The organism is Ruegeria sp. AL11 (genome assembly GCF_056540865.1).
The window spans coordinates 87211-107227 of record NZ_JBQFXO010000014.1; the positions used below are offsets into that span (position 1 = coordinate 87211).

20 protein-coding genes, 1 tRNA gene and 1 pseudogene are annotated in these 20017 nt (G+C 58.2%); 6 read left to right on the forward strand and 16 right to left on the reverse strand.

Annotation, left to right across the window (positions count from 1 at the left end; translation table 11 throughout):
• The 5 genes from ACR0IP_RS20850 to ACR0IP_RS20870 form a co-directional block, all read right to left on the reverse strand.
• Entirely contained in the window at window positions 1-1548 is a 1548-nt protein-coding gene (locus ACR0IP_RS20850) for a phage major capsid protein (protein WP_480527726.1), read from the reverse strand.
• Entirely contained in the window at window positions 1545-1910 is a 366-nt protein-coding gene (locus ACR0IP_RS20855; RefSeq protein ID WP_480527727.1) for a gene transfer agent family protein, read from the reverse strand. The genes ACR0IP_RS20850 and ACR0IP_RS20855 overlap by 4 nt, the downstream gene beginning before the upstream one ends.
• Complete coding sequence (locus ACR0IP_RS20860; protein ID WP_480527729.1) at window positions 1907-3085, reverse strand: phage portal protein; 1179 nt, start codon at window positions 3083-3085, stop codon at window positions 1907-1909. The genes ACR0IP_RS20855 and ACR0IP_RS20860 overlap by 4 nt, the downstream gene beginning before the upstream one ends.
• Window positions 3086-3562: 477 nt before the next feature.
• Window positions 3563-5128 carry a DUF6538 domain-containing protein gene (locus ACR0IP_RS20865; protein ID WP_480527730.1) on the reverse strand — a complete coding sequence of 522 codons (1566 nt, stop codon included), beginning with the start codon at window positions 5126-5128 and terminating at the stop codon, window positions 3563-3565.
• Between the two features lie 89 nt (window positions 5129-5217).
• Window positions 5218-5293: transfer RNA gene (locus tag ACR0IP_RS20870), tRNA-Val, on the reverse strand.
• Between the two features lie 214 nt (window positions 5294-5507).
• Between ACR0IP_RS20870 and modA the strand changes: the two genes are divergently transcribed.
• Genes modA through modC form a run of 3 tightly spaced genes read left to right on the forward strand, consistent with a single transcriptional unit; the run spans window position 5508 to window position 8082 of the window.
• The gene (gene modA / locus ACR0IP_RS20875; RefSeq protein ID WP_480527755.1) at window positions 5508-6287 is read left to right on the forward strand and encodes a molybdate ABC transporter substrate-binding protein; all 780 of its coding nucleotides are present in this window, start codon (window positions 5508-5510) and stop codon (window positions 6285-6287) included.
• Between the two features lie 5 nt (window positions 6288-6292).
• Window positions 6293-6985 (forward strand): molybdate ABC transporter permease subunit, encoded by a 693-nt coding sequence (modB, locus tag ACR0IP_RS20880; RefSeq protein ID WP_480527732.1) that lies wholly within the window; start codon window positions 6293-6295, stop codon window positions 6983-6985.
• Window positions 6982-8082 (forward strand): molybdenum ABC transporter ATP-binding protein, encoded by a 1101-nt coding sequence (gene modC / locus ACR0IP_RS20885; RefSeq protein WP_480527734.1) that lies wholly within the window; start codon window positions 6982-6984, stop codon window positions 8080-8082. The genes modB and modC overlap by 4 nt, the downstream gene beginning before the upstream one ends.
• Before the next feature lie 158 nt (window positions 8083-8240).
• On the opposite strand, the pseudogene ACR0IP_RS20890 reads toward modC, so the two are convergent.
• Both ACR0IP_RS20890 and ACR0IP_RS20895 read right to left on the reverse strand, forming a co-directional pair.
• Window positions 8241-8978, reverse strand: a pseudogene (locus tag ACR0IP_RS20890) (Hint domain-containing protein); the annotation flags it as partial.
• A 1-nt stretch (window position 8979) separates the two neighbouring features.
• The gene (locus tag ACR0IP_RS20895; RefSeq protein ID WP_170642854.1) at window positions 8980-9492 is read right to left on the reverse strand and encodes a toxin-activating lysine-acyltransferase; all 513 of its coding nucleotides are present in this window, start codon (window positions 9490-9492) and stop codon (window positions 8980-8982) included.
• Window positions 9493-9652: 160 nt separating this feature from the next.
• On the opposite strand from ACR0IP_RS20895, the gene ACR0IP_RS20900 reads away from it, so the two are divergent.
• On the forward strand, window positions 9653-10063 hold the full coding sequence (locus ACR0IP_RS20900) for a hypothetical protein (protein WP_480527736.1): 411 nt from the start codon (window positions 9653-9655) through the stop codon (window positions 10061-10063).
• Between the two features lie 3 nt (window positions 10064-10066).
• Here ACR0IP_RS20900 and hemF read toward each other — a convergent pair whose 3' ends face one another.
• The 4 genes from hemF to clpS are packed head-to-tail and all read right to left on the reverse strand — an operon-like array spanning window position 10067 to window position 13127.
• Window positions 10067-10951: an oxygen-dependent coproporphyrinogen oxidase gene (hemF, locus tag ACR0IP_RS20905; RefSeq protein ID WP_480527738.1), complete on the reverse strand. Its 885-nt coding sequence runs from the start codon at window positions 10949-10951 to the stop codon at window positions 10067-10069.
• 2 nt (window positions 10952-10953) lie between these two features.
• Window positions 10954-11754, reverse strand: a complete 801-nt coding sequence (locus ACR0IP_RS20910) for an SDR family NAD(P)-dependent oxidoreductase (RefSeq protein WP_480527740.1) — start codon at window positions 11752-11754, stop codon at window positions 10954-10956.
• A gap of 35 nt (window positions 11755-11789) precedes the next feature.
• Entirely contained in the window at window positions 11790-12755 is a 966-nt protein-coding gene (locus tag ACR0IP_RS20915) for a class I SAM-dependent methyltransferase (protein ID WP_480527742.1), read from the reverse strand.
• A gap of 27 nt (window positions 12756-12782) precedes the next feature.
• Complete coding sequence (gene clpS / locus ACR0IP_RS20920) at window positions 12783-13127, reverse strand: ATP-dependent Clp protease adapter ClpS (RefSeq protein WP_475220502.1); 345 nt, start codon at window positions 13125-13127, stop codon at window positions 12783-12785.
• Between the two features lie 93 nt (window positions 13128-13220).
• Here clpS and ACR0IP_RS20925 point away from each other — a divergent pair, with 93 nt between their 5' ends.
• Both ACR0IP_RS20925 and ACR0IP_RS20930 read left to right on the forward strand, forming a co-directional pair.
• Window positions 13221-13922, forward strand: a complete 702-nt coding sequence (locus ACR0IP_RS20925; RefSeq protein ID WP_480527745.1) for an HAD family hydrolase — start codon at window positions 13221-13223, stop codon at window positions 13920-13922.
• Window positions 13923-14202: 280 nt separating this feature from the next.
• Window positions 14203-15594 carry a D-alanyl-D-alanine carboxypeptidase family protein gene (locus ACR0IP_RS20930; RefSeq protein WP_480527757.1) on the forward strand — a complete coding sequence of 464 codons (1392 nt, stop codon included), beginning with the start codon at window positions 14203-14205 and terminating at the stop codon, window positions 15592-15594.
• Between the two features lie 68 nt (window positions 15595-15662).
• Here the strand turns inward: ACR0IP_RS20930 and ACR0IP_RS20935 are convergent, their stop codons facing one another.
• From ACR0IP_RS20935 to ACR0IP_RS20955, 5 genes are all read right to left on the reverse strand, one after another.
• The gene (locus tag ACR0IP_RS20935) at window positions 15663-16910 is read right to left on the reverse strand and encodes a hypothetical protein (RefSeq protein WP_480527747.1); all 1248 of its coding nucleotides are present in this window, start codon (window positions 16908-16910) and stop codon (window positions 15663-15665) included.
• Between the two features lie 158 nt (window positions 16911-17068).
• On the reverse strand, window positions 17069-17830 hold the full coding sequence (locus ACR0IP_RS20940; protein WP_170378710.1) for a 5-oxoprolinase subunit PxpA: 762 nt from the start codon (window positions 17828-17830) through the stop codon (window positions 17069-17071).
• 12 nt (window positions 17831-17842) lie between these two features.
• A complete protein-coding gene (locus ACR0IP_RS20945; RefSeq protein WP_480527749.1) occupies window positions 17843-18841 on the reverse strand; it encodes a 5-oxoprolinase subunit C family protein in 999 nt (332 codons plus the stop codon).
• Window positions 18841-19587: a 5-oxoprolinase subunit B family protein gene (locus ACR0IP_RS20950; protein WP_480527751.1), complete on the reverse strand. Its 747-nt coding sequence runs from the start codon at window positions 19585-19587 to the stop codon at window positions 18841-18843. The genes ACR0IP_RS20945 and ACR0IP_RS20950 overlap by 1 nt, the downstream gene beginning before the upstream one ends.
• 169 nt (window positions 19588-19756) lie before the next feature.
• The coding region (locus ACR0IP_RS20955; protein WP_480527753.1) for a hypothetical protein at window positions 19757-20017 on the reverse strand (261 nt) is incomplete at its 5' end.

Sequence of the window (20017 nt, forward strand, 5' to 3'; positions counted from 1 at the left end):
TTAGGCTGCCAGCGACAGCTTCGATAGGGCTTCACCCATGACCACCCGGCCACCAACGCGGCGACGCGCCACGAACTTAACCATGCCGGTCGCAGCGCCAGTCAGTTCGTCACGGATGATTTCGAACCCGGTGCGATCTGCAACCGCGTAACCGGACGCGAAGTCGCCGAACACAATGGGGGTTTCACCGGCAGTAGGGTCGGGCATGTCCACAGCCTCATAGACAGGGCGGCCCAGTAGGGTAGCGGGCTGACCGGCGGCAATCGAACTTTGCCACAGATACTGGCCGTCAGCGTCCTTCAGCTTGCGCACAAGAGCCATAGTCTTGCGGTTCATCAGCCACACGCCGCTGGCCGCATAGGTCGTTTTGACCGAGTAGTAATGGTCGATCAATGCGTCGGCGTTGATTGCGGCAATTTCATTGTTCGCAACCTCAGACGACACCAGAACACCTTCAGCCTGAGTGGTGCCGTTGCCGTTGACGAACCACGACGCCTCTTTCTGACCGAAACGGCGCGCAATATGACCGCCCAGATAGGCCGACAGGTCAATGTGCGCGTCTTCCAGCAGGATTTTGGTGACCGGAACAATAACACCCATTTCAAAGGGCTTCACGTCGATCTGTTCGAAGCTCGGTTCGCTTTCACCTTTCGCGGCACCTTCCGCGACTTCGCCAACTGTGACTTCATTGACCAGACGCGGCAATTGCAGCAACGGACCGTTCATCTGGATAGTTTGAGCCACGCCACGAACAGGCGAGAACTCAGCAACCTTTTCCAGAATGGTCTTGCTGACAGTTTCAGGTGCCAGAACGCCGCCGGTGCCGCTGCCATAGGACAGGGATTTGACTTCGGTAGCATCGCCGGTGCGCAGGAAGTCTGTGAATGCTTTGACTTCTGTATTGCCAATTAAAGGGTTTGCCGGGCCGGTGATCCGGGGGCGTTTGCCTTTGGCTTCCAGTTCGTCCAGGCGGGCGTTGATCTTGTCGAATGCCTTGGTGTCGATCTGGGGCACTTGAGGCGTATCGTTGGCCGGGGTTGCGGCTTTCGGTTCGATCTCGATTTCTTCGTTTTCCAATTTTGGGGTCTCCATAGAGGGGGTCAGGGGGTCATCCGATTTGATGGACGTGATCTGTGCGCCCGGATGACATGGGACGGCGACAACAGAGATTTCGTGCAGGTCAGCAGCCGTGATGGTGCGGCCTTTGGCGTGTCGTTTGTGCTGCTTGGTGACAAAGCCGATAGACAGGCCTGAAACTGCCTTGCTGCGGATCATGGCGCGCACTTCACGGGCGCGCTCAACGTCATCCACCAGCAGTTGACCTTTGACGATCAAGCCTTCTTCGGTTTCGGTGATCTGATCCCAAACGCCGATGACTTGGTCCTGATCATGGGCAAACAGCATCGGCAGGTTTTTAGGGGATGTGAGCGCGCCTTTTTCGATGACGTCGCCAACCCGGTCAGCAGAGCCAAAGGGCCATGCAATGCCGGTGATCTCGCCTGCGTCTGTGACGGATAGAGCGGCTTTGATCTCAATACGGTCGGTCATGCGGCAACCTCATTCAGAGCTGCCGACAAGTCGCCTGATTGGGCCGCATCGGTTGTGTCAGGTTTACCGCCCCAGCGCGCATCCAGCACGTCCAACGCGAGCGGATACAGATCATCAATCGGAGTGTTCCGGGCGTAGGTATTTGTGAGTTGTGTTGCACGTTCCGGTTTGGTGCCGCCCCCGATCAGGCCAAGCCGGATAATCTCGATCAGATCGGCCAATTTGAACTGCATGTTCACAGCGCGCATGTAGAACGCACCGATACCAAGATCGGCTATACGCTCAAGCTCGGTGATCATGTCATCGGTCAGGGCGAACGTGTATTCGCCATCGCCGAAAAAGGCGGTGTGGATCAGTTTCATTCAGCCTGTTCCTTCTGGGTCGTTGTGTAGGGGTTGCTCAGCTCGTCACCGCCTTCACGGGGCGGTAGATTGAGGCCAGCGCGCACCTCGTTTGAGGTCAAAGCGCCCATGCTACGATACTGGCCGTAAGCGGTGGCACGAGCTGCGGTGTCTGTGGTCAGCAGATCGTCGGTGACAGCTTCAAAGTAGAAGTCACCCTGTTCTTCGGGCGTCAGTAGGCATTGCGCGTATGCGTCTGTCCAATCCTTCAGCCACGGCTTGAGCGTGACAGTGTGGAATTGGCGGAACATTTCTTCGGTGTTTGACCAAGTGCCGCGCGATAACTCGAAAAGCATAGTTGGCGGCACACGGAATACACGGGCGATTTCGTTGATCTGTTCGAGACGGTTTTCGGCAAACTGGGCGTCTGCCAGTGTCATGGCTATCGGCTGATATTGCCTACCTTCGTCCAATACAGCGACGCCACCGTTGTTCATTCCGTTGTGCTGGAACACCCATTCCTTAATGAACTTCTTGATCGCTTCGATGGGCATTGTTTTGGGTGATGTAGTGACACCCGAGACACGCGCGCCGTTCTTGAGTGACGTTGCCATATGGTTCTCAAGGCTCTGCGCAAGCGCTATTGCTTCACAGCCAAGAGTGATCGGAGCTACGCCACCAACGGCCTCAACGCGCAGCACGTCACGGTAAGAAAGCCGAACTTGCCTGGCATCGGTGAAAACGCGAAAGAACGGTTCGCCGTCGGGTTCCTGATCTCGTTGGACCTTACCCGGTTCCAGCCGGTGCAGCTCATACGGCGTGTCATCAGAAAGGCGAACTACCTGAGCATGACCGGCACCATGTAGCAGGGCGTCAATAGTCAGTTGTTCGCGTAGTTTGGCTGCGCTTGTCCAAGGGTTCACGCGCCCATGCACCAGCCGATAGGCCGGATGATCTATCAGGGTATCTTTGGATGCGCGATCATACAGTTTGACGGGTAGTGCGCCGATGGTTTCCGAGATCAGCGACACCGCGCAATTCACGGCTGGAACACGCATGGCGTTGCTGGGGCCAACCGACACGCCGGAAGCTGTTGGCGCTACCGCGAAAATGGGAAACACGTCAGGGTCAGTCAGGGATAGCGACTTTTCTTCGACGCCGAATCCGATTGCTTTTTTTATTTTGGTAAGGGCCATGCGATCCACTTGAAAAGAGTAGTGTGACAAAAATACCACACTGTGAATCGTGGTTAAAGAAAAAAGTTACGTATGCAACTAAATTGACGAGGGAAGTTGGAAAACTGGAGTGTTGACTAGCTTGCCGATTGGAATGAAATTCTCTGAAAAGCTATTAAGGACAGGGAATTATGAAAAACAGAATTGTGCTCTTAACTACAGCGACAGTCTTGATTGGGTGTTCGACCGAACTGGTTCCCGGTGCCGAACGTGTGAGGCAAATCACGCCGGGCATGACCGCATCGTGTTCATTTATCGGACCCGTTACAGCGTCAGAAAGCTTAGGGCTTGATGAGGCCGGTGACGTTCAAAGCGCTTACAACAAAGTCAGGAACGCGACGTTCCAGCGAGGTGGTAATTCATTTGTAGTTTCTTCAACCTCCACCTCGCCAGAAATCACTGTTGTTCAAGCCGACATATACGCTTGCCCATAGAGCGTTAGCTCAGATCGTAAAAAGGTAGTTTGTTGATTGCGTCGGTCTTGGTTTTCAGAGTGACGTCGCCATAGTCGTCGCCTGCCGTTTTCCCGGCGTGACCTTGGATGGCATCAACAACGCGATCTGAGATACCAAGTTCGCGGCACTGCGTTTTGAGCCGGTGTCGCCAAGCGTGGTTGGGCAGCAAACCTTCTGGTGTTAGGCCGGACTTGCTCAGCCAAGCGGCCACTTGATTAGCGATACGCTTTGCCTTGCGCGAATAGTCCTCTTGTTTTGTGCCGCCGTGAAACATTGGGCCGGGATTTCCGGCGTCAACAAAGTCAATGAAACCTTCATCTATGATCTGAGGATGCAGAGGTGCGTCACGATATCCACCTGTTTTGACAGAACCGGCGTCAGGCGTGATCCGAATGAACCATTGCCCGTCAACTTTGCGCACGTCCTCTTTGCGGAGCTGGGTAATCTCTGAGACGCGCGCACCAGTGAAGGCACATATGATAGGTGTCCAACGCTTGGCGGCGATCAAATGCGATTTTTCCCTGACGTAGCCGCGCTCATCCTCGTTTGGCTGATAGTTCCGGCTTGCTTTCAAAACCTTGTTTGCTTCGGCGTCCACATAGCCGCGTTCACGAGTGTGTTGCTTCTTAGGTTTTGCTTGCCGAACGCTGGCGGCGGGGTTGTCCGGTAGGATATCGTTTTCCACTGCCCACGAGAAAAGCGAACGGATGGTTGAGAGATACACATCGCTTACGGTCTTGGCGGAAAGATCATCCATCAAGTGGTCACGCCAAGCCAGCAGGTCTTTTTTGGTAACCCGTGTGGCATCGTCGTGTTTCAGATATTTGATGAGCCTATCAATAACCGGCTGCTGGCGGCCAGTGCCAGACTTCATGAACCCGGCTTGCTGCCGGTGCGCGACGTAGTCTTTCCAGAGCTGTTTGATACTGACAGGCGCAGAGGCGTTTCCTGGGGGCTGAGCGTCCACAATGATTGGTGCAGTGGGTGTGCCGGCAAAATCGCCTTCGTCGCGTTCAGCGCTGCGCGCAAGAGCTTCCAGCTCAGCTTGGCATAGGGCACGGGCAATGGTTCGCCATTCCGTGCTGCCCGGTGTTGCATCAAGGTTGCCAGCAGCCCGGAAGCGTTCGATCTGTGCGCCGACCAGTTCACCCAACTCTGCATCGTTCGCGTTCCCGGCGATGGCATTGCGGAGCCGCTGAACAAGTAGGTCATCAATTCCAACCGCGGAGTAGCGCGGATCGTTTCGGAGCTGATCGTCAAATGCCATGCGCTGCTGATAGTGGCTGTGTGCGATCTGGTCTGGTGCCAGCGGAAAGCGGGCAGGGCTGTTGCGTTGTTGGTTTGGGTTCGCTTTCTGCTCAGCAACCGCAATCTGGTGTTGAATCTGCGTGACAGCGCCCGGCAAAAGCTTGAGAGCTTCGCGGCGATCACCACCCAATGGGATGCGCAGTTCGGTCTTGCCGATGATTCCACGTAAGTCTTTAGGCACCACAACACGAGCGTGATACCTGCCGGAACGATTGATCAGGTGACGAACTTTGCCTGCCATGGGAGCACCTTTTGTAACCAAAGTTGTAACCTAGAAATGGGCAAGCGCCCTTATTTGCAAGGCTTTTCTTTAATAACAAAAGGTTAGGATGGTGGGTGATGAGAGACTCGAACTCCCGACATCTTCGGTGTAAACGAAGCGCTCTACCAACTGAGCTAATCACCCGTGACGGTGCATGTAGCCAAGCCTGAGGGCGGGTGCAAGAGGGTTTGCGCGAATTTCTTACCTTTCTTCGGGTGGCGCGTCAGCTATGGCTGTCTGTACCGCCAAAGGCATCACTGCACACCCGATTGAAGGCAAAGTCGGAAAGGCGCTTGCGCGGGGCCTGTTGCCTCCGATATCCCCAGAAGGGACCGAAACCCCTCAGGCCGGAGAGGACATGGCCCGACACTCCCCTTGCCGTTTTCTTGTGGCAGCGCTGGCGCTTGGCGCGTTTTTGCTGGCTCCGCTTCGGGCCGGGGCAGATGGGATTTTGGTGTTTGCGGCGGCCAGTCTGAAGACTGCTTTGGACGAGGTTTCGACCGCGTATCAGCGCGAAACCGGCAACGATGTCACGATTTCATATGCCGCGTCCTCGGTTCTTGCGCGTCAGTTGCAGCAAGGCGCTCCGGCTGATCTGTTCATTTCAGCGAATGAGGATTGGATGGATGTGTTGCAGAAGGATGACGTAATCAAGCCCGAAACCCGAGTCGCCCTCTTGGGCAATGGGTTGGTTCTGATCGGAGCCGCACCCCAGACGCATATTGGCGAGGTCTCGGCGGGTTATGATTTGGCCGAACATCTTGAGGGTGGCTTTCTTGCCATGGCGTTGGTCGATGCCGTCCCCGCAGGAATCTACGGAAAGGCCGCGTTGCAGAGCCTTGGCCTGTGGGACGCGGTGCAGCGTCAGGTCGCGCAAACCGACAATGTTCGAGCGGCACTGGCTTTGGTCGCAACCGGGGCGGCACCGATGGGCGTTGTCTACCGGACGGACGCTCAGGCTGACGCGCGGGTTGGTATTGTTGGCGGCCTCCCAGAGGACAGTCACCCGCCCGTCATTTACCCGGTCGCCGAGACGTCTTTTGCCAAGCCCGAGGCGCAGGATTTTCTGACGTTTCTCCAGAGCGAATTCGCGTCAGATGTGTTCAAGGGGCAGGGTTTCTCTCTGCCTGAACGGTGAGCCTTATGAATTGGTTAGGCCCTGCCGAGATTGAGGCGTTGAAATTGTCCCTGCGGGTGTCGTTCTGGGCAACGCTGGCGACTTTGCCCTTTGGGATGTTCGTGGCTTATGCTTTGGCGCGCTGGCGCTTTCCGGGACGGCAGGTGTTGAATGGTCTCGTGCATTTGCCCCTGATCTTACCGCCCGTGGTAACCGGTTACCTGCTGCTGCTGACCTTTGGTGTTCAGGGTCCGGTCGGACGCTTTTTGGCCGAGTTCGGGATCGTTGTTGCTTTCCGGTGGACGGGTGCTGCGATGGCAGCAGGGATCATGGCGTTCCCTTTGATGGTGCGGGCCATCCGTCTGTCGATCGAGGCCGTTGACCCTCGGCTTGAACAGGCGGGGGCTACGCTGGGGGCTTCACGCCCTTGGGTGTTTGCGACGGTGACATTGCCAATGATCCTTCCGGGGGTCATCGCGGGGGCCATTCTGGCCTTTGCAAAGGCGATGGGCGAGTTTGGGGCCACGATCACCTTTGTCTCGAACATTCCGGGCCAGACCCAAACACTGCCATCAGCCGTCTACGCCTTCCTGCAGGTGCCGGGGGGTGAGGCGGCGGCGACCCGATTGGTCGTCATCTCGATCATCATCGCGATGGGGGCGTTATTGTTGTCAGAATACGTCGGGCGCCGTGCGGCGGCGCGGGTGGCCGGGTCATGAGCCTGTCTGTTCGTCTGCGCCACAGCCTTGCTGGGCTGGATCTGGACCTCAACTTTGAGGCTCCGCCGGGTGTGACGGTTCTGTTCGGACGTTCGGGGTCGGGTAAGACTACGGTGGTGAATGCCGTGGCGGGTTTGTTGCGACCCGAGGCCGGGCGCGTCGCCGTGGATGATTGGGTCCTTTTCGACACGGATACTAAGCTTTGGCTGCCGCCGCACAAACGCAAGCTCGGCTATATCTTTCAGGAAGGACGTCTGTTCCCTCACCTGACCGTGCGCCAGAACCTGTCTTTCGGACGCTGGTTTGCACCGCGGTCTGCAAAGCGTGAGGACCCGGACAAAGTGATCGAGATGCTGGGCATTGGTCACTTGCTCGACCGTCGTCCGGCTGGTTTGTCCGGGGGGGAGAAGCAGCGGGTCGCGATAGGACGCGCCTTGCTGGCCAGCCCACGCTTAATTCTGGCTGACGAACCACTGGCTGCGTTGGATGAAGGCCGGAAGGCCGAGATCCTGCCTTACTTTGAGCGTCTTCGGGATGAGGTCTCGGTTCCAATTCTCTATGTCACGCATTCCGCGGCTGAGGTTGCGCGGTTGGCGACCTCGGTTGTTGCGCTGCAGGATGGTAAGGTGGCGCGCCATGGTCCGGCCTCTGAAGTGCTGGCCGATCCGTCCGTGACACCTGCAGGTGTGCGCGCGGTTGGCGCGGTGCTGCAGGTGCGTGTGCGGGCGCATCACCAGGACGGTTTGACCGAGTTGGACGCGGGTGGAGAGTCTCTGTTTTTGCCGCGTATCCCGCATCAGATCGGCGCAGAGCTTCGCATTCGTATCCCCGCGCAAGAGGTGATCTTGTCCAACCAACCCCCTGCGGGGCTGTCGGCCTTGAACGTTCTGGCGGGCACGGTCGAGACGATCCGCGCCGGGGACGGGCCGGGTGCGATCATCTCGATGGATACGTCGGCAGGTATCGTTCTGGCGCGGATCACCCGCCGTTCCGTCGCGGGGCTTGGTTTGCAACCGGGCGTGCGATGCTACGCGGTGATCAAGACGGTTGCATTGGCGCCGCAGGATGTGGGTGGGCGGATCGGCCCGACAGGTTAGAGTCAGGCCAAGGCACGGGCCTCATGCTCGCGCAGGATCATGCGAGCAGCGCGTCCGAAGCCGGTGGATTTTTCTGGGGTGCGGTCGGGAAAGATCGAGGCCAGCTCCTGCAGCCCTTCTGAGGACAGGGAATGCAGCGCTTCGTCACCCAGAAACAGGCTCTCTGCCAATGCGCCTTCGGCGGTCAGAATCTCATGCTGATCCAGCAGGATATGCAGGTACTCGACCGGCTGGTCTGAGGTGTCGACGAAGATACCCGGCCACGAACACAGGTGTTTTGCAGCGACCAGAACCTCGGCGGCGCCAAACAGCAGCTCGACTTTAGGCCCCTGGATCATAACGCGATGTTGCTGCGACACCAGAAGATCGCGCGAGGGTGTGTCGGGCCCAAGACTGCCGCGCAGGATACGCACGGGTCGCAGATCAGGGTCACGACGCAATCGCTCGGGGGGGATCGGGCTGGCCTCGATCCACCGGATGGGTTGCAGCCCGTTATCTTTGGTCTGGACCAGATCGCCGACTGTCAGGGCCTCGATGACCTCTGGTCCGGTTTCGGTTTCGATCAGTGTCCCGGCGGTAAAACAGACGCCTTGAATAGAAATGGTGATGGTTGCCTGACCAAAGAAAAACCCGTCAGACCCCTGAATGACGAACGTGTCGGTCGCGATCTGGTTGAAGTCGAGGCTGTCAAAAAAGGTGGGATCGACCGTGTAGGTCCATTCGCCGGTATCCGCGTCTATCGTAGCCGTCCCATTGGCCGGAGGGGTCGCGATTGCCCAATTGTTGACGTCGAATGTTCCCGGTGTGTCGCCAAGAATGACCTGACCAGTGGCCACGTTTGGCGGTGAGCCAGTGACATCCCCTGTCAAATCACCGGTGACCGGAACCGAGACCATGCTAGCCCTCGCCTTGTTCCAGCAGACGTTTGAAATCCTTCTTACGATAGAGCTTCATATGGACCTCGCCCGCGGCATCCCGGCTCCATTCTACGATCCGGTTTTGGCCCATGTCACCAACCAGACGATTCGTTCGAACGCGAGGGTGTGGTATTTCTGCCTTGAGAATGTCGACAATTTCATTGGTCTGCCCGAACGGCGCAACCAGATCGACGATCCAGAACGAGGACCCGCTGGTGAAATCCGCATCCTTCAAGGGCTTTTCCTGAATGGCATATCTGTTTTCAGCCTCACGGCTGAGGCCAGCAAAGGTTACGAACCCTCGGGGAAAGCCGTTCTGGCGGAAGATGTGGTATTGTCCCAGCCGCAACGGCGTTTCAAAGGCATAGAGAACCTGCGCCAAACTGCGTTTCTGATGCGTTGGAGTCAGGCCCGCCAAATAGAACATCGCTCCGAAATCGGCGTATTTCTCAGGCGAGAGGTCAAACCAGTCCTTTGGAAATGTTTGGCTCACGGGGACACCAGACTTGCAATAAATATCATGATGATATGTGCCGCCATGTCAGTTGCATATAAGTATTTTGATGTGTTTGCGGTCTGTTGCCGAGCCCCCTCTCGACCCAACCTCCAATTGTGTTACTCTCATGGAACAGAGTTTATTTCAGGATGTTCAGATGATGCGTGTTGCCAAACTCATTGCGGTCTCAGCCTTTGTTTTCGCACCCCAGCTTGCGCAGGCTGTCGGCTTCGGTGTCCGAGTGGGGCCACAAAGCCGGACCCAGATCACCCCGCTGGAGGGCGGCATTTATGAGGTCAAGGCTATCGGATCATCGGCGCCAGTGAACTACTGGTGCGGGATCGGCGATTTCGCGATACGTACGCTGGGCGTACCCGGCCCAACGCGAATTTATATCTATCGCGCCTATGAGCCGGGCGTTCGCACGGTGCAATTTTCACTGACACCACCTCCGGGCGCGGATACCGATCCGGGCTATTCCATTACGGTCAGAAAGGTCGGAGAGAATATGTCGGCGACCTCTGCGCAAGCCTATTGCTTTGACAACTTCATGGATTTTGGTTTCTGAGCCTCAGACCCATTTCGCCATGGGCGGCAAGCTCATCAGCACCGCATCCGGATCGTGGCCTGTCTCAAGCCCGAACTTGGTGCCGCGGTCATAGACAAGATTGTACTCGGCATAGAGGCCCCGATGCACCAGTTGGGTGTCTTTGTCCGCGTTTGAAAAGCTCTGAACCCGGCGTTTTTCGACCAACGGCTGGAACGCGGGCAGGAAGGCTTTTCCGATGTCCTGCGTCAGGGCGAAATCCGCCCGCCAGTCATCGGTGCAATAGTCATCCATGAAGATACCACCAACGCCGCGCGCGCGTTTGCGGTGGGGGATGTAGAAATACTCATCCGCCCAGTCCTTAAGGCGCGGATAGTGGCTTGGTCCGTGCGGGTCCAGATGCGCCTTCTGGGTCGCGTGGAAGTGGGCGGTATCGTCGTCATATTCGATGCAAGGGTTCAGGTCTGACCCGCCGCCGAACCACCAGGCATGTGGTGTCCAGAACATGCGCGTGTTCATGTGAACGGCGGGGGCATGTGGGTTTTGCATGTGGGCGACCAGAGAAATGCCGGAGGCCCAGAACCGAGGGTCCTCGGTCATGCCGGGGATGCCCTTACGCGCTGCCATGGCCTGCTGTGCGCGTTCGCCCAACGTGCCGTAGACGGTTGAGACATTGACGCCGACCTTTTCGAACACGCGCCCGCCCCGCATCACCGACATCAGCCCGCCGCCCGCGTCCGAGCTGTCCTCGGACTGGCGTTTGGTTTCTTTTACTTCGAAACGTCCGGGGGTTGCGTCAGCAAACGGGCCGGTGTCGTGGCTGTCTTCCAGCGCTTCAAAAGCAGCAACGATATCGTCGCGCAATTGGCGGAACCAGGCTGAGGCGGTGGTCTTTTCGGTATCAAACATGGTCAATGCGCCGGGGCTGCAACGGGGTCCAGCAAGGTGCGGCCGCCGTCAATTGTCAGGATCTGACCAGTGATGAAACCTGCCGCGTCCGAGGCCAGAAACTGCGCTGTTTCTGTCAGTTCGGTCGGGGCGGCGATCCGGGCCAGAGGGGTGTGTTTCTCGATGTCGTCGCGGAAATCGCGATTTTCTTTCAGCGTTGATTGCAGCGATGCGCTCATCACTGACCCCAGCGCGATCGAGTTCACGCGGATACGGTTGGGGGCCAGTGCAACCGCCAGCGAGCGGGTCATTTGATCCAATGCTGCGGTCGAGACTGAATAGGCCATCAGGTCCGGATGGGTGCGCCGTGCTGCGATTGAGGACAGGTTGATGATGGACCCCGCCGGGTTTTCCTCATTCTCGCCGGATTGTTTGATCATCCGCTTGGCCACCAATTGGCTGAGGCGCAAGGCGGGCATCAGGTTCTGGTTCAGCAAGGTCCGGACCGAGTCGTCATCGGGGTCCAGCGGATCGGACGGGATCACCTGACGCGCGCCGTTGATCAGAATGTCGACCTGATCGAACGCATCCAGCGTGGCCGAAAGCAGGTTGGCGATGGTCAGCTTTTCGCGCAAATCACCTGCGAAATAGCGGATGTTGCCGTCATCGGCCTGCTCGCCCAATTCCTCGGCCAGACGTTTTTCATCCATATCCGCAAATACGACATTGGCCCCGGCATCTGCAAAATGCCGCCCTATGGCCAACCCAATCCCGTTGGCCCCGCCGGTTACAATCGCTGTCTTGCCAGCTATGGAAAAGGACATCCGAATCCTCCTGATTTGGGGCAGGTTAGCCGGGCTTAGGCCCGGGGGCGAGAGGCTTGAAACACCTTGAACCGATTGTCACCGGCCACTTCCTGAACTTGCGCGAAGGATTCGGCCAGTGTTGCCTCATAGGGTAGGTGGCGGTTGGCAACCATCCACAGGGTGCCGTTGCGGGTCAGGTTCTTCGCGGCGGACTTGATGAAGCCCTGCCCCAGTGCCGGGTCGGCACTGCGTGAGGTGTGAAAGGGCGGGTTCATGATGACGGTATCGATCGGCTCGGGCGCGGTCCAGGTCACCGCATCCGCCCAGTGGAACTGAGCACGCGCATCGGGGACGTTTGCTTGCGCGCAGGTCAGCGCGGCGTGATCGGCCTCAACCAGATGAAGGGCTTTGAGGCGGTCGTTATTTAATAGACCAGCCGACAGATACCCCCAACCTGCGCCCAGATCAGCCACGCGCGGGCCGATCTTGTCCGGCAAGGACTGTGCCAGAAGGGCCGAGGCCGGGTCGATCCCATCGGCAGAAAACACACCCGGAGCGGTCACGTAGCCATCCACGCTTTGCGTCTCGGGTGCTGCCCAATCGGCGAAGGCCTCGGCGTCGGCCTGAAACCAGAAGATCTTGCCATGGGCCTTGGAAATAGGGCCTTCGATGGCAACGCGTTTGCGGATGTCTTTCAGAATACTGTCGATACCGTTGGTTTTGGCACCATCAACCACGATGGTCCCGCTGGTACGACTGCACGCCTGCTGGACAAGCGACCGGGCCAGCGCCTTGGCGCGCGGCAAGAACACAAGCGCGTCGCTGCAAGCGGCGTCAAGCACCGGTTTGGTGGCAAAGCCCTGACCCGCGAAATGATCGTGGAAAGGTTTGAACGGCTGAATCACCTGCGCCTCGCGCGGCAGGGCTGACAGGTCCTCTTCGGGGGTCGGGCCGATCACGACCAGCGGTTGCGACAGGGTCAAACCGCTGTTCAGGGCAAGATCAAGACGAGGGGACATGGTAAATTCCGGGCGACCCGGCCTGCGTTATTCTTCGCGTTCCATCGTGCATTGCAGCGGATGCTGATGCCGACGCGCGAAATCCATCACCTGACCCACCTTGGTCTCGGCAATCTCATGGCTGAACACACCCACCACTGCGACGCCCTTTTTATGCACGGTCAGCATGATCTCGAACGCCTGCGCGTGGGTCATGCCGAAGAAGCGCTCCAATACATGAACCACAAACTCCATCGGGGTGTAGTCATCGTTCAGCAACAGCACTTTATACAGCGGAGGGCGCTTGGTTTTGGGTCGCGTCTGCAGCAGGACGGACGAGTCGCCGTCGTCGTCATCCGATTTGTCAGACATCATCCAGTAGTTTTCCAGCATCGCGCGCAACTGTCCGATTCAGGCATTGGGTTTATCTGAGGGCTTATATAACGTTGACGCCGTCAGAATAAAGAGGCAGCGGACCCTTTCGGAATGGACAATAAACTGACCACGATCGCCTTCGATGCGGATGACACGCTTTGGCACAATGAGCGTTTTTTCCAACTGACACAGGCCCATTTCGCCCAATTGCTGGCAGACCACGCAGAACGGGACCACCTGATGGAGCGTCTGCTGGCCGCCGAAAAGCGGAATATCCAGCACTACGGCTATGGAATCAAAGGCTTTGTCCTGTCGATGATCGAAACGGCGATCGAGGTGACGGAAGATCGCGTTCCAGCCTCGGTCATCCGCCAGTTGATCGACACGGGGCAAGAGATGCTGGCCCATCCCATCGAACTTCTGCCTCATGCACGCGAGGCGGTTGAGGGCGTGGCCGAGACCTATCGCGTCATTCTGATTACCAAGGGCGACCTGATTGATCAGGAGCGTAAGCTGGCGCAATCGGGTTTGGGGGATTTGTTCGACGGGGTCGAGATCGTCTCGGAAAAGACAGCCGAGACCTATCGGACGATCTTCGAACAGCATGGCGAGGGGCCCTCGACCGCGATGATGGTGGGCAACTCAATGCGGTCGGATGTGGTGGCGCCCATTGCCGCCGGGTGCTGGGGCGTTCATGTCCCGCATGGGCTGGTGTGGGAGGTCGAGCATGCCGAAACACCCTCTCACCATCCCCGATTCCGAGAGCTGTCGGATCTAGGCGGACTTTTGGATCTGGTGCGCGCCCTAGGCTAATGTTGCCGTTCGGCCGCAGTTCTGGAAAAAACCACGCAACCTTTGCCTTGTTCTTGTCATCATCGCTCATCTGGTAGGTCGGTCTAGGGGCTTCGCCTATATATAGAAGGGGTTCGGCTCTCTCACGATGCGGGGAGAACCCCAGCTTTTGGTTTATTTTACCGGGGTCCTGTGTTAGCCTTGGTGATAATCAATAAATTTCATCCGACCGGGAAAACCCGGCGGAACGAGGCAGACAGAGGCAAAGATCGTGCAGAGTCGGTGGACAGTCCCGGCCCGGATGGGCGTATTCCTCACAGCGTTTATTTTGGTGCTTTCTTTCGCGCCGCCTAAAGCTTTGGCCGCGCCCTACGCGGCGATGGTGATCGACGCGCGAACGGGCGAGGTTTTGCACTCGCGCAACGCCGATACCCGCCTGCACCCGGCCTCACTGACCAAAATGATGACCCTCTATATCGCGTTCGAGGCAGTTCGGAACGGAGAGATCACGCTGGATACTCAGGTTCGCATCACGCGGGCAGCAGCGGCCGAGCCTCCGTCGAAGCTGGGCCTGCGTTCGGGCCAGACGATTGCGTTCCGCTACCTGATCCGCGCGGCGGCAGTGAAATCGGCCAATGATGCCGCAACCGCCATCGGGATTGCGATCAGCGGGTCCGAGGCAGCCTTTGCCCGCCGCATGACGCGCACTGCCAAGGCAATGGGGATGAGCCGCACAACCTTCAAGAACGCCCATGGCCTAACGGAGTCAGGGCATATGTCTACCGCGCGTGACATGACCACGCTGGGGCGGCATCTGCTGTATGATTACCCGCAGTATTACAACCTGTTCTCGCGCCAATCGACCAATGCCGGGATCAAGACGGTTCCCAACACAAACCGCCGCCTTTTGGCCGCCTATAAAGGCGCGGATGGGATCAAAACGGGCTATACCCGCGCCGCTGGGTTCAACCTTGTGGCCTCGGCCAAGCGTAAGGATGAGCGTATCATCGCAACGGTCTTTGGTGGCAAATCGGGTGCTTCTCGGAACGCCAAAGTGGCTGAGCTGCTGGATCTCGGGTTCCGCCGCGCCCCGTCGCGCGCCCCGATCCGCCGCCCTGCGCGCCCCGCTTACGCGGGCAATGCTGGTTTGGGTGGCACGCAAGTTGCTCGTTTGACCGGCGCACCCAAAACCAGCCTGCGCCCGGCGATGCGTCCGACAGCGACGACACAGGTTGCAAGCGCGGTTGTTGACAGCGCCGATGAAAACCGGGACCGCATCAAGGACGGGATTGCCGCAGCTATTGCACAGGCGGATATCGCGCCGACGGCGCCTCCGGTCGAAAGCTCAGATACACGTCCAGCCTTGCGGCCCGACAATCTGGTTCTGGCTTCGACCCAACCGGCCGAGCAACCGGAGCCGGAACAAGAGGTTGTTACGCGTCTGTCCACCTCGGGCGGGCATCTGTGGGGCGTGAATGTTGGCCGCTACACCACGCGCTATGAGGCCGAGAAGGTGCTGCTGAAGACCGCTCTGTCCGAGATGACAGCGCTGGACGGTACGCTGCGCAAGGTCAATCAAAGCTCCAAAGGGTTCGAGGCCACTTTTCAGGGCATGACCCGCGAACAGGCCGATCTGGCATGCCGCCGTCTTCAGGCGCGCAATGTCACCTGTTTTATGATCGGGCCGTCATAAGACCCGACCTATACTCTCCTGATGGGTCTGGGCTGCGGTTTTTCGCAGCCCTTTTTTATGCGCTACGGTCAATCGAAGACATGGCCGTGTTCGTACTGCTCATCCTGCCCGGCGGCGGCTGTCAGCGCGGCGACGTTGTCTTTGGTGAAGAACCCGTCGTACTGGTGGCACCGTTCGATATATTCGGTGATCAGCAGCGTATTCTTTGAGTGTTTCGAGAAGATCTGTTTCAGGTTGGGATCGTCTTTGCATTCCCCCACCACATGGGCGAGGAACGGAACACCCTTGTCTTTGAGCGTATTGACGACGAAATCCACGTTCTTTTCGCCCGCGCTGTGGTCACCATCCTGAATCTCGACCGCCATGTGATGCAGGCGGCGGCCGAAGTTGCGCACGAAATCCTCGGTCGGCATTGGCAGTTTGGCAAATGAGTTCACGAAGGACGGCGTGTTGTTTGCCGTAAACACCTTGGCCGGAGATTTCTTGTCGTCATCCACATTGGCGTTGCGATTCACATTGGTAGACGAGTTCATGTCGAAGATGTTGTACGCCCCCCAGAAATAATAGGGCACCATCGTCAGAAACTCGAGGATCGCGTCCTCGCGCTCTCCGGCCAGAACCCGCGTGGCGAGGTGGTCGATCCCCAGCATCAGCGGCGCGATGTTCGAGTCGGTGCCGAAGGCCGCAGCCTCTTCCAATCGAGCTTTCTCGGTATCGCTCAGCAAAACGCGGTCGCCAAGGCCCAGACTGTCGGGGTCGTTGAAATCCAGGGTAGAATAGCCAACGCGGTTGCAGGTGAAATCCGACGGCGTGGTAAAGCGAAACCCATCCAGCGTGTAGAACGGGTTTTCCGTATCACCTGCATATTCAAACCGGATGTTCTGCTCTTCGAGAGTTTTGCCGAGCTCTTTCAGATCGCAGGCGGCAAAGACCTCCCCCACGTACCGCGTTTGCGGGGTCGGGCGGGCCAGCGGGTACATCCGGTTGATGCGCGGGATGAAGTCCTCAAAACTGTCGCTCAGCGGGGCCATAAGGATCAGTGCCGGATAGTCGGGATGCGAATGCAGGACCGCGAACTTGTGTGTCTGCCCCAGATAGCTGGCCGAGTGGCGGTAAGGCGTCATCACATAAAGCTCGACCATCGTATCGAACAGCGCCGTGGATTCGACCTGGATGACGATCGCGCGCATCGGCCCGACCTGATCCGCGACACCCGAGCTGGTCCTGCGCTCGTAGATCATTGGCAGGTATTCGTGAAAGAAGTCCGAGTTCTTTTTGTCACCTCGGGGTGTGTAAGACATCAGATCGAAAGACATGTACGCCTCCTTGCCGGGCATCTGGCGGCGAGCGCGGGGCCAGCCAATAGCGTTGCTAGAAATACGGTATTCAGAACATGCACTTGCGGGCATGCTATGCGCTCAACCGAATTCAGGCAACAGCCATAGGATATGGGCCCAGGATTACGGGCTGATGTCTATCGGGTGAACTTTGTCACCTCGACCCCGCCCTCGATCAGGTTTTCCCGGACCGACCGGGCGATCTGCACGGCAGTTGCGCCGTCCCCATGCAGGCAGATCGTGTCGATGGACGTCTCCAGCCGTTTGCCGGATTCGGTGATGATGGCCCCTTCGCGCACCATGTTCAGGATGCGTGGGCCTGCAAGCTCGGGGTCGTGGATCACCGCGCCGGGCAGGCTGCGGTCCACCAAGGTGCCATCGTCATTGTAGGCCCGGTCGGCGAAGATCTCGCCCACCCATTTGCAACCAAGCTCTCGCACGGCCTCTTCCTGTTTCGTGACCGCCAGCACCATGATGATGATGTCCGGATCGACATCCAGCGCCCCCTGATAGCAGGCGCGCGCCATTTCGAGGTCGACCGAACACATATTGGCCAAAGCGCCGTGCAGTTTCAGATGCCGCACATTAGTGCCAGTGGCTGCGGCCATACCCAAAGCCGCGCCCAGCTGATAGCGCACCAGATTGCGCAGGCTGCCATGGGGCACTTTCATATTGCGCCGCCCGAATCCCTGTAGGTCAGGAAAGCCGGGATGCGCCCCGATGCCCACATCATTCTCAGCGGCCAGTGTCATGGTCTTGGCCATCACGTCCCAGTCACCTGCATGAAACCCGCAGGCGATATTGGCGGATGTAATGATCTTCAGCAGGCTTTCGTCATCGCCCATCTTCCAGGGGCCAAAGCTCTCGCCCATATCGGCGTTCAGATCCACGCGCGGCATCAGATAGTCTCCTTAGTCGGTGGCAGAGATCACTCCGCCGATCAATTGGTAGGACAACAGGTCCGGGATGTCATGAGGGTCGCGGACCAGAGGCTCAACGCGGCTAGGAAGGCGTGCAAGATCTGCGCGAAACGCGGCATCAATCTCTACAGCCTGTTCCAGAGTCACGAATTCAAACCGAACCGTCCTGCGGGCCGGGGTCTGAGCAGCCTTGGACATGTCGCAGGGCAAGACGGTTGCAATTCGGGGGTAGCCTCCGGTCGTCTGGCATTCGGGCAGCAGAATGAAGGGGTTGCCGGTGCCAGTCATCTGAATGTCGCCGGGCGTGATCACCTCGGACAGGATATTGAGCTGATCTTTGGCCGCAAAGCCTGGTCCGTCACTTTCCAGCTGCATCCCCATACGGTTGGCCCGCGTGCCACGCGTGAACTCTGTCTGCGCAAAGCGATCCAGCGTTTCATCATCGAACAACGCGGTTTGAAAGCTGGCGACGACGCGAAGGGTGCCGCCGTTGAACCGGTCCGGGGGGGACAGCGTCATCCTGCCGTCGCCCGCATTCTTCCCTGCAGGTAACACATCGCCCACCGCAACGGCGCGTCCGATCTTGGCTGTCAGATGTGTCGCGCGCGAGCCGAGGAACAGCTCGGCCTCAAGGCCGCCCTCCAAATGCAGATAGCCGTAGTTGCCCTGAACGGTCGCACCGATCGTCAGCATTGCCCCTTGCTCAAGAACATGGGATGCGTTCCACACGATCGGGGAACCGTCGACGCTTGCCTGCATCGTCGCACCAGTCAGAGCGATCCTTGTGCGTCGCGTCGCTTCGAACGTGCCGCCCATGCCGGCCATTTCCAGCGCGGCCAGATCGGCGCTTTGTCCTAGCAAGGCTGCGCCCTCATGCAGTGCCAGAATATCGGCTGCTCCGGAACGAGAGAGACCTTGATCCAAATAGCCGATGCGCCCCTGATCCTGAACCGTACAAGCTGGTCCAATTCGGTGAACCATCAGAGTCATCAGGCGATCTCCTGACAGGTTGCGCCACCAAGGCCGTCGTCTTTATTGGTACGCATTGCCTCAAACTCATCACGAGAGACAGAGGTGAACTGAAGCTCATCACCGGGCCGCAGGGTAAATGCTTGATCTTTGTCAGGCTGAAAGCACCGGAACGCCGTTTGCCCAACATGCCGCCACCCGGTCGGTGTTGGGCCAGAGAACAACACAAATTGCGAGATCGCCAGAACGAGAGCGCCCTCGGGCACCATGGGCGTTAGCTCCTGCAAGCGCGGTATGTTGAATTCGGGTCCCAGCGGCCCGAGATAGGGTTGCCCCGGCGCAAAACCGATGGTCAGCACCCGCACTTGTGTCTGACTTAGCCGCTGGACAGCCTCAGCCGGGTCCAACCCGGCTACACGCGCGGCATCCTCCAGCTGTGGGGCAAGGTCCGTGCCATAAACAGTCGGCACCCGCCATAGCCTTCGTCCGCTTGGCAGAGGGGCACTATACCAGTCCTGCTGGTTCAGGATTTGCTGCAGTTGGCTTGTGATCTCGAGATGTGAAACAACCCGAGGGTCAAAGCGCACATATGCAGACCCCAGAGAGGCTGATGTCTCTATAAGCCCGTGCAGCGTAAGGCTGTCCACCTGCGCCCGAAACGCCAAGGCCGCGCGGTTTGCGGCCTCATCCATCTTGTCTGCAAATGTCACCAAAGCCCCGTCAAGCCCGACGGTGCGTACTAGTGGATAGGAAAGACCTTCAGTCATGGGTGGGCCAGATTGGATCGTGTCTTGTCATTCGGGAACCAGACCGCATCCCAATGAAATGCGCAAGTAGAGGAAAGAGTGATCTACACCGACGCGCAAAACGGAGTTTTTGAAGCCTGTCACCGGATTCGACTCGCGGGCGCGAGTCGGGCTTTATTGTATCCGCGGTTTAACTTGGCCCAAGATGTTGTGGTTTGCCATTGTGAGGTTCTGGTTGGGCTAAGGTGTTCCATGTAGGACGTGCCTGTATCTTGCTGTCTTGGCGCTTGAAGACATTATTTAACTCATTGATTTTAAAATTATAAATAAGAAATCGCAAAAAAATACGCCGATATGTAATTTTCCGCTTGCGGCTTTGTGGGGTAAACCTTAGAACCCCCTTCACCGGCGCTGCTGAGGCGCTGGGGCGCTGCTGAGGCGGCGGGGACGC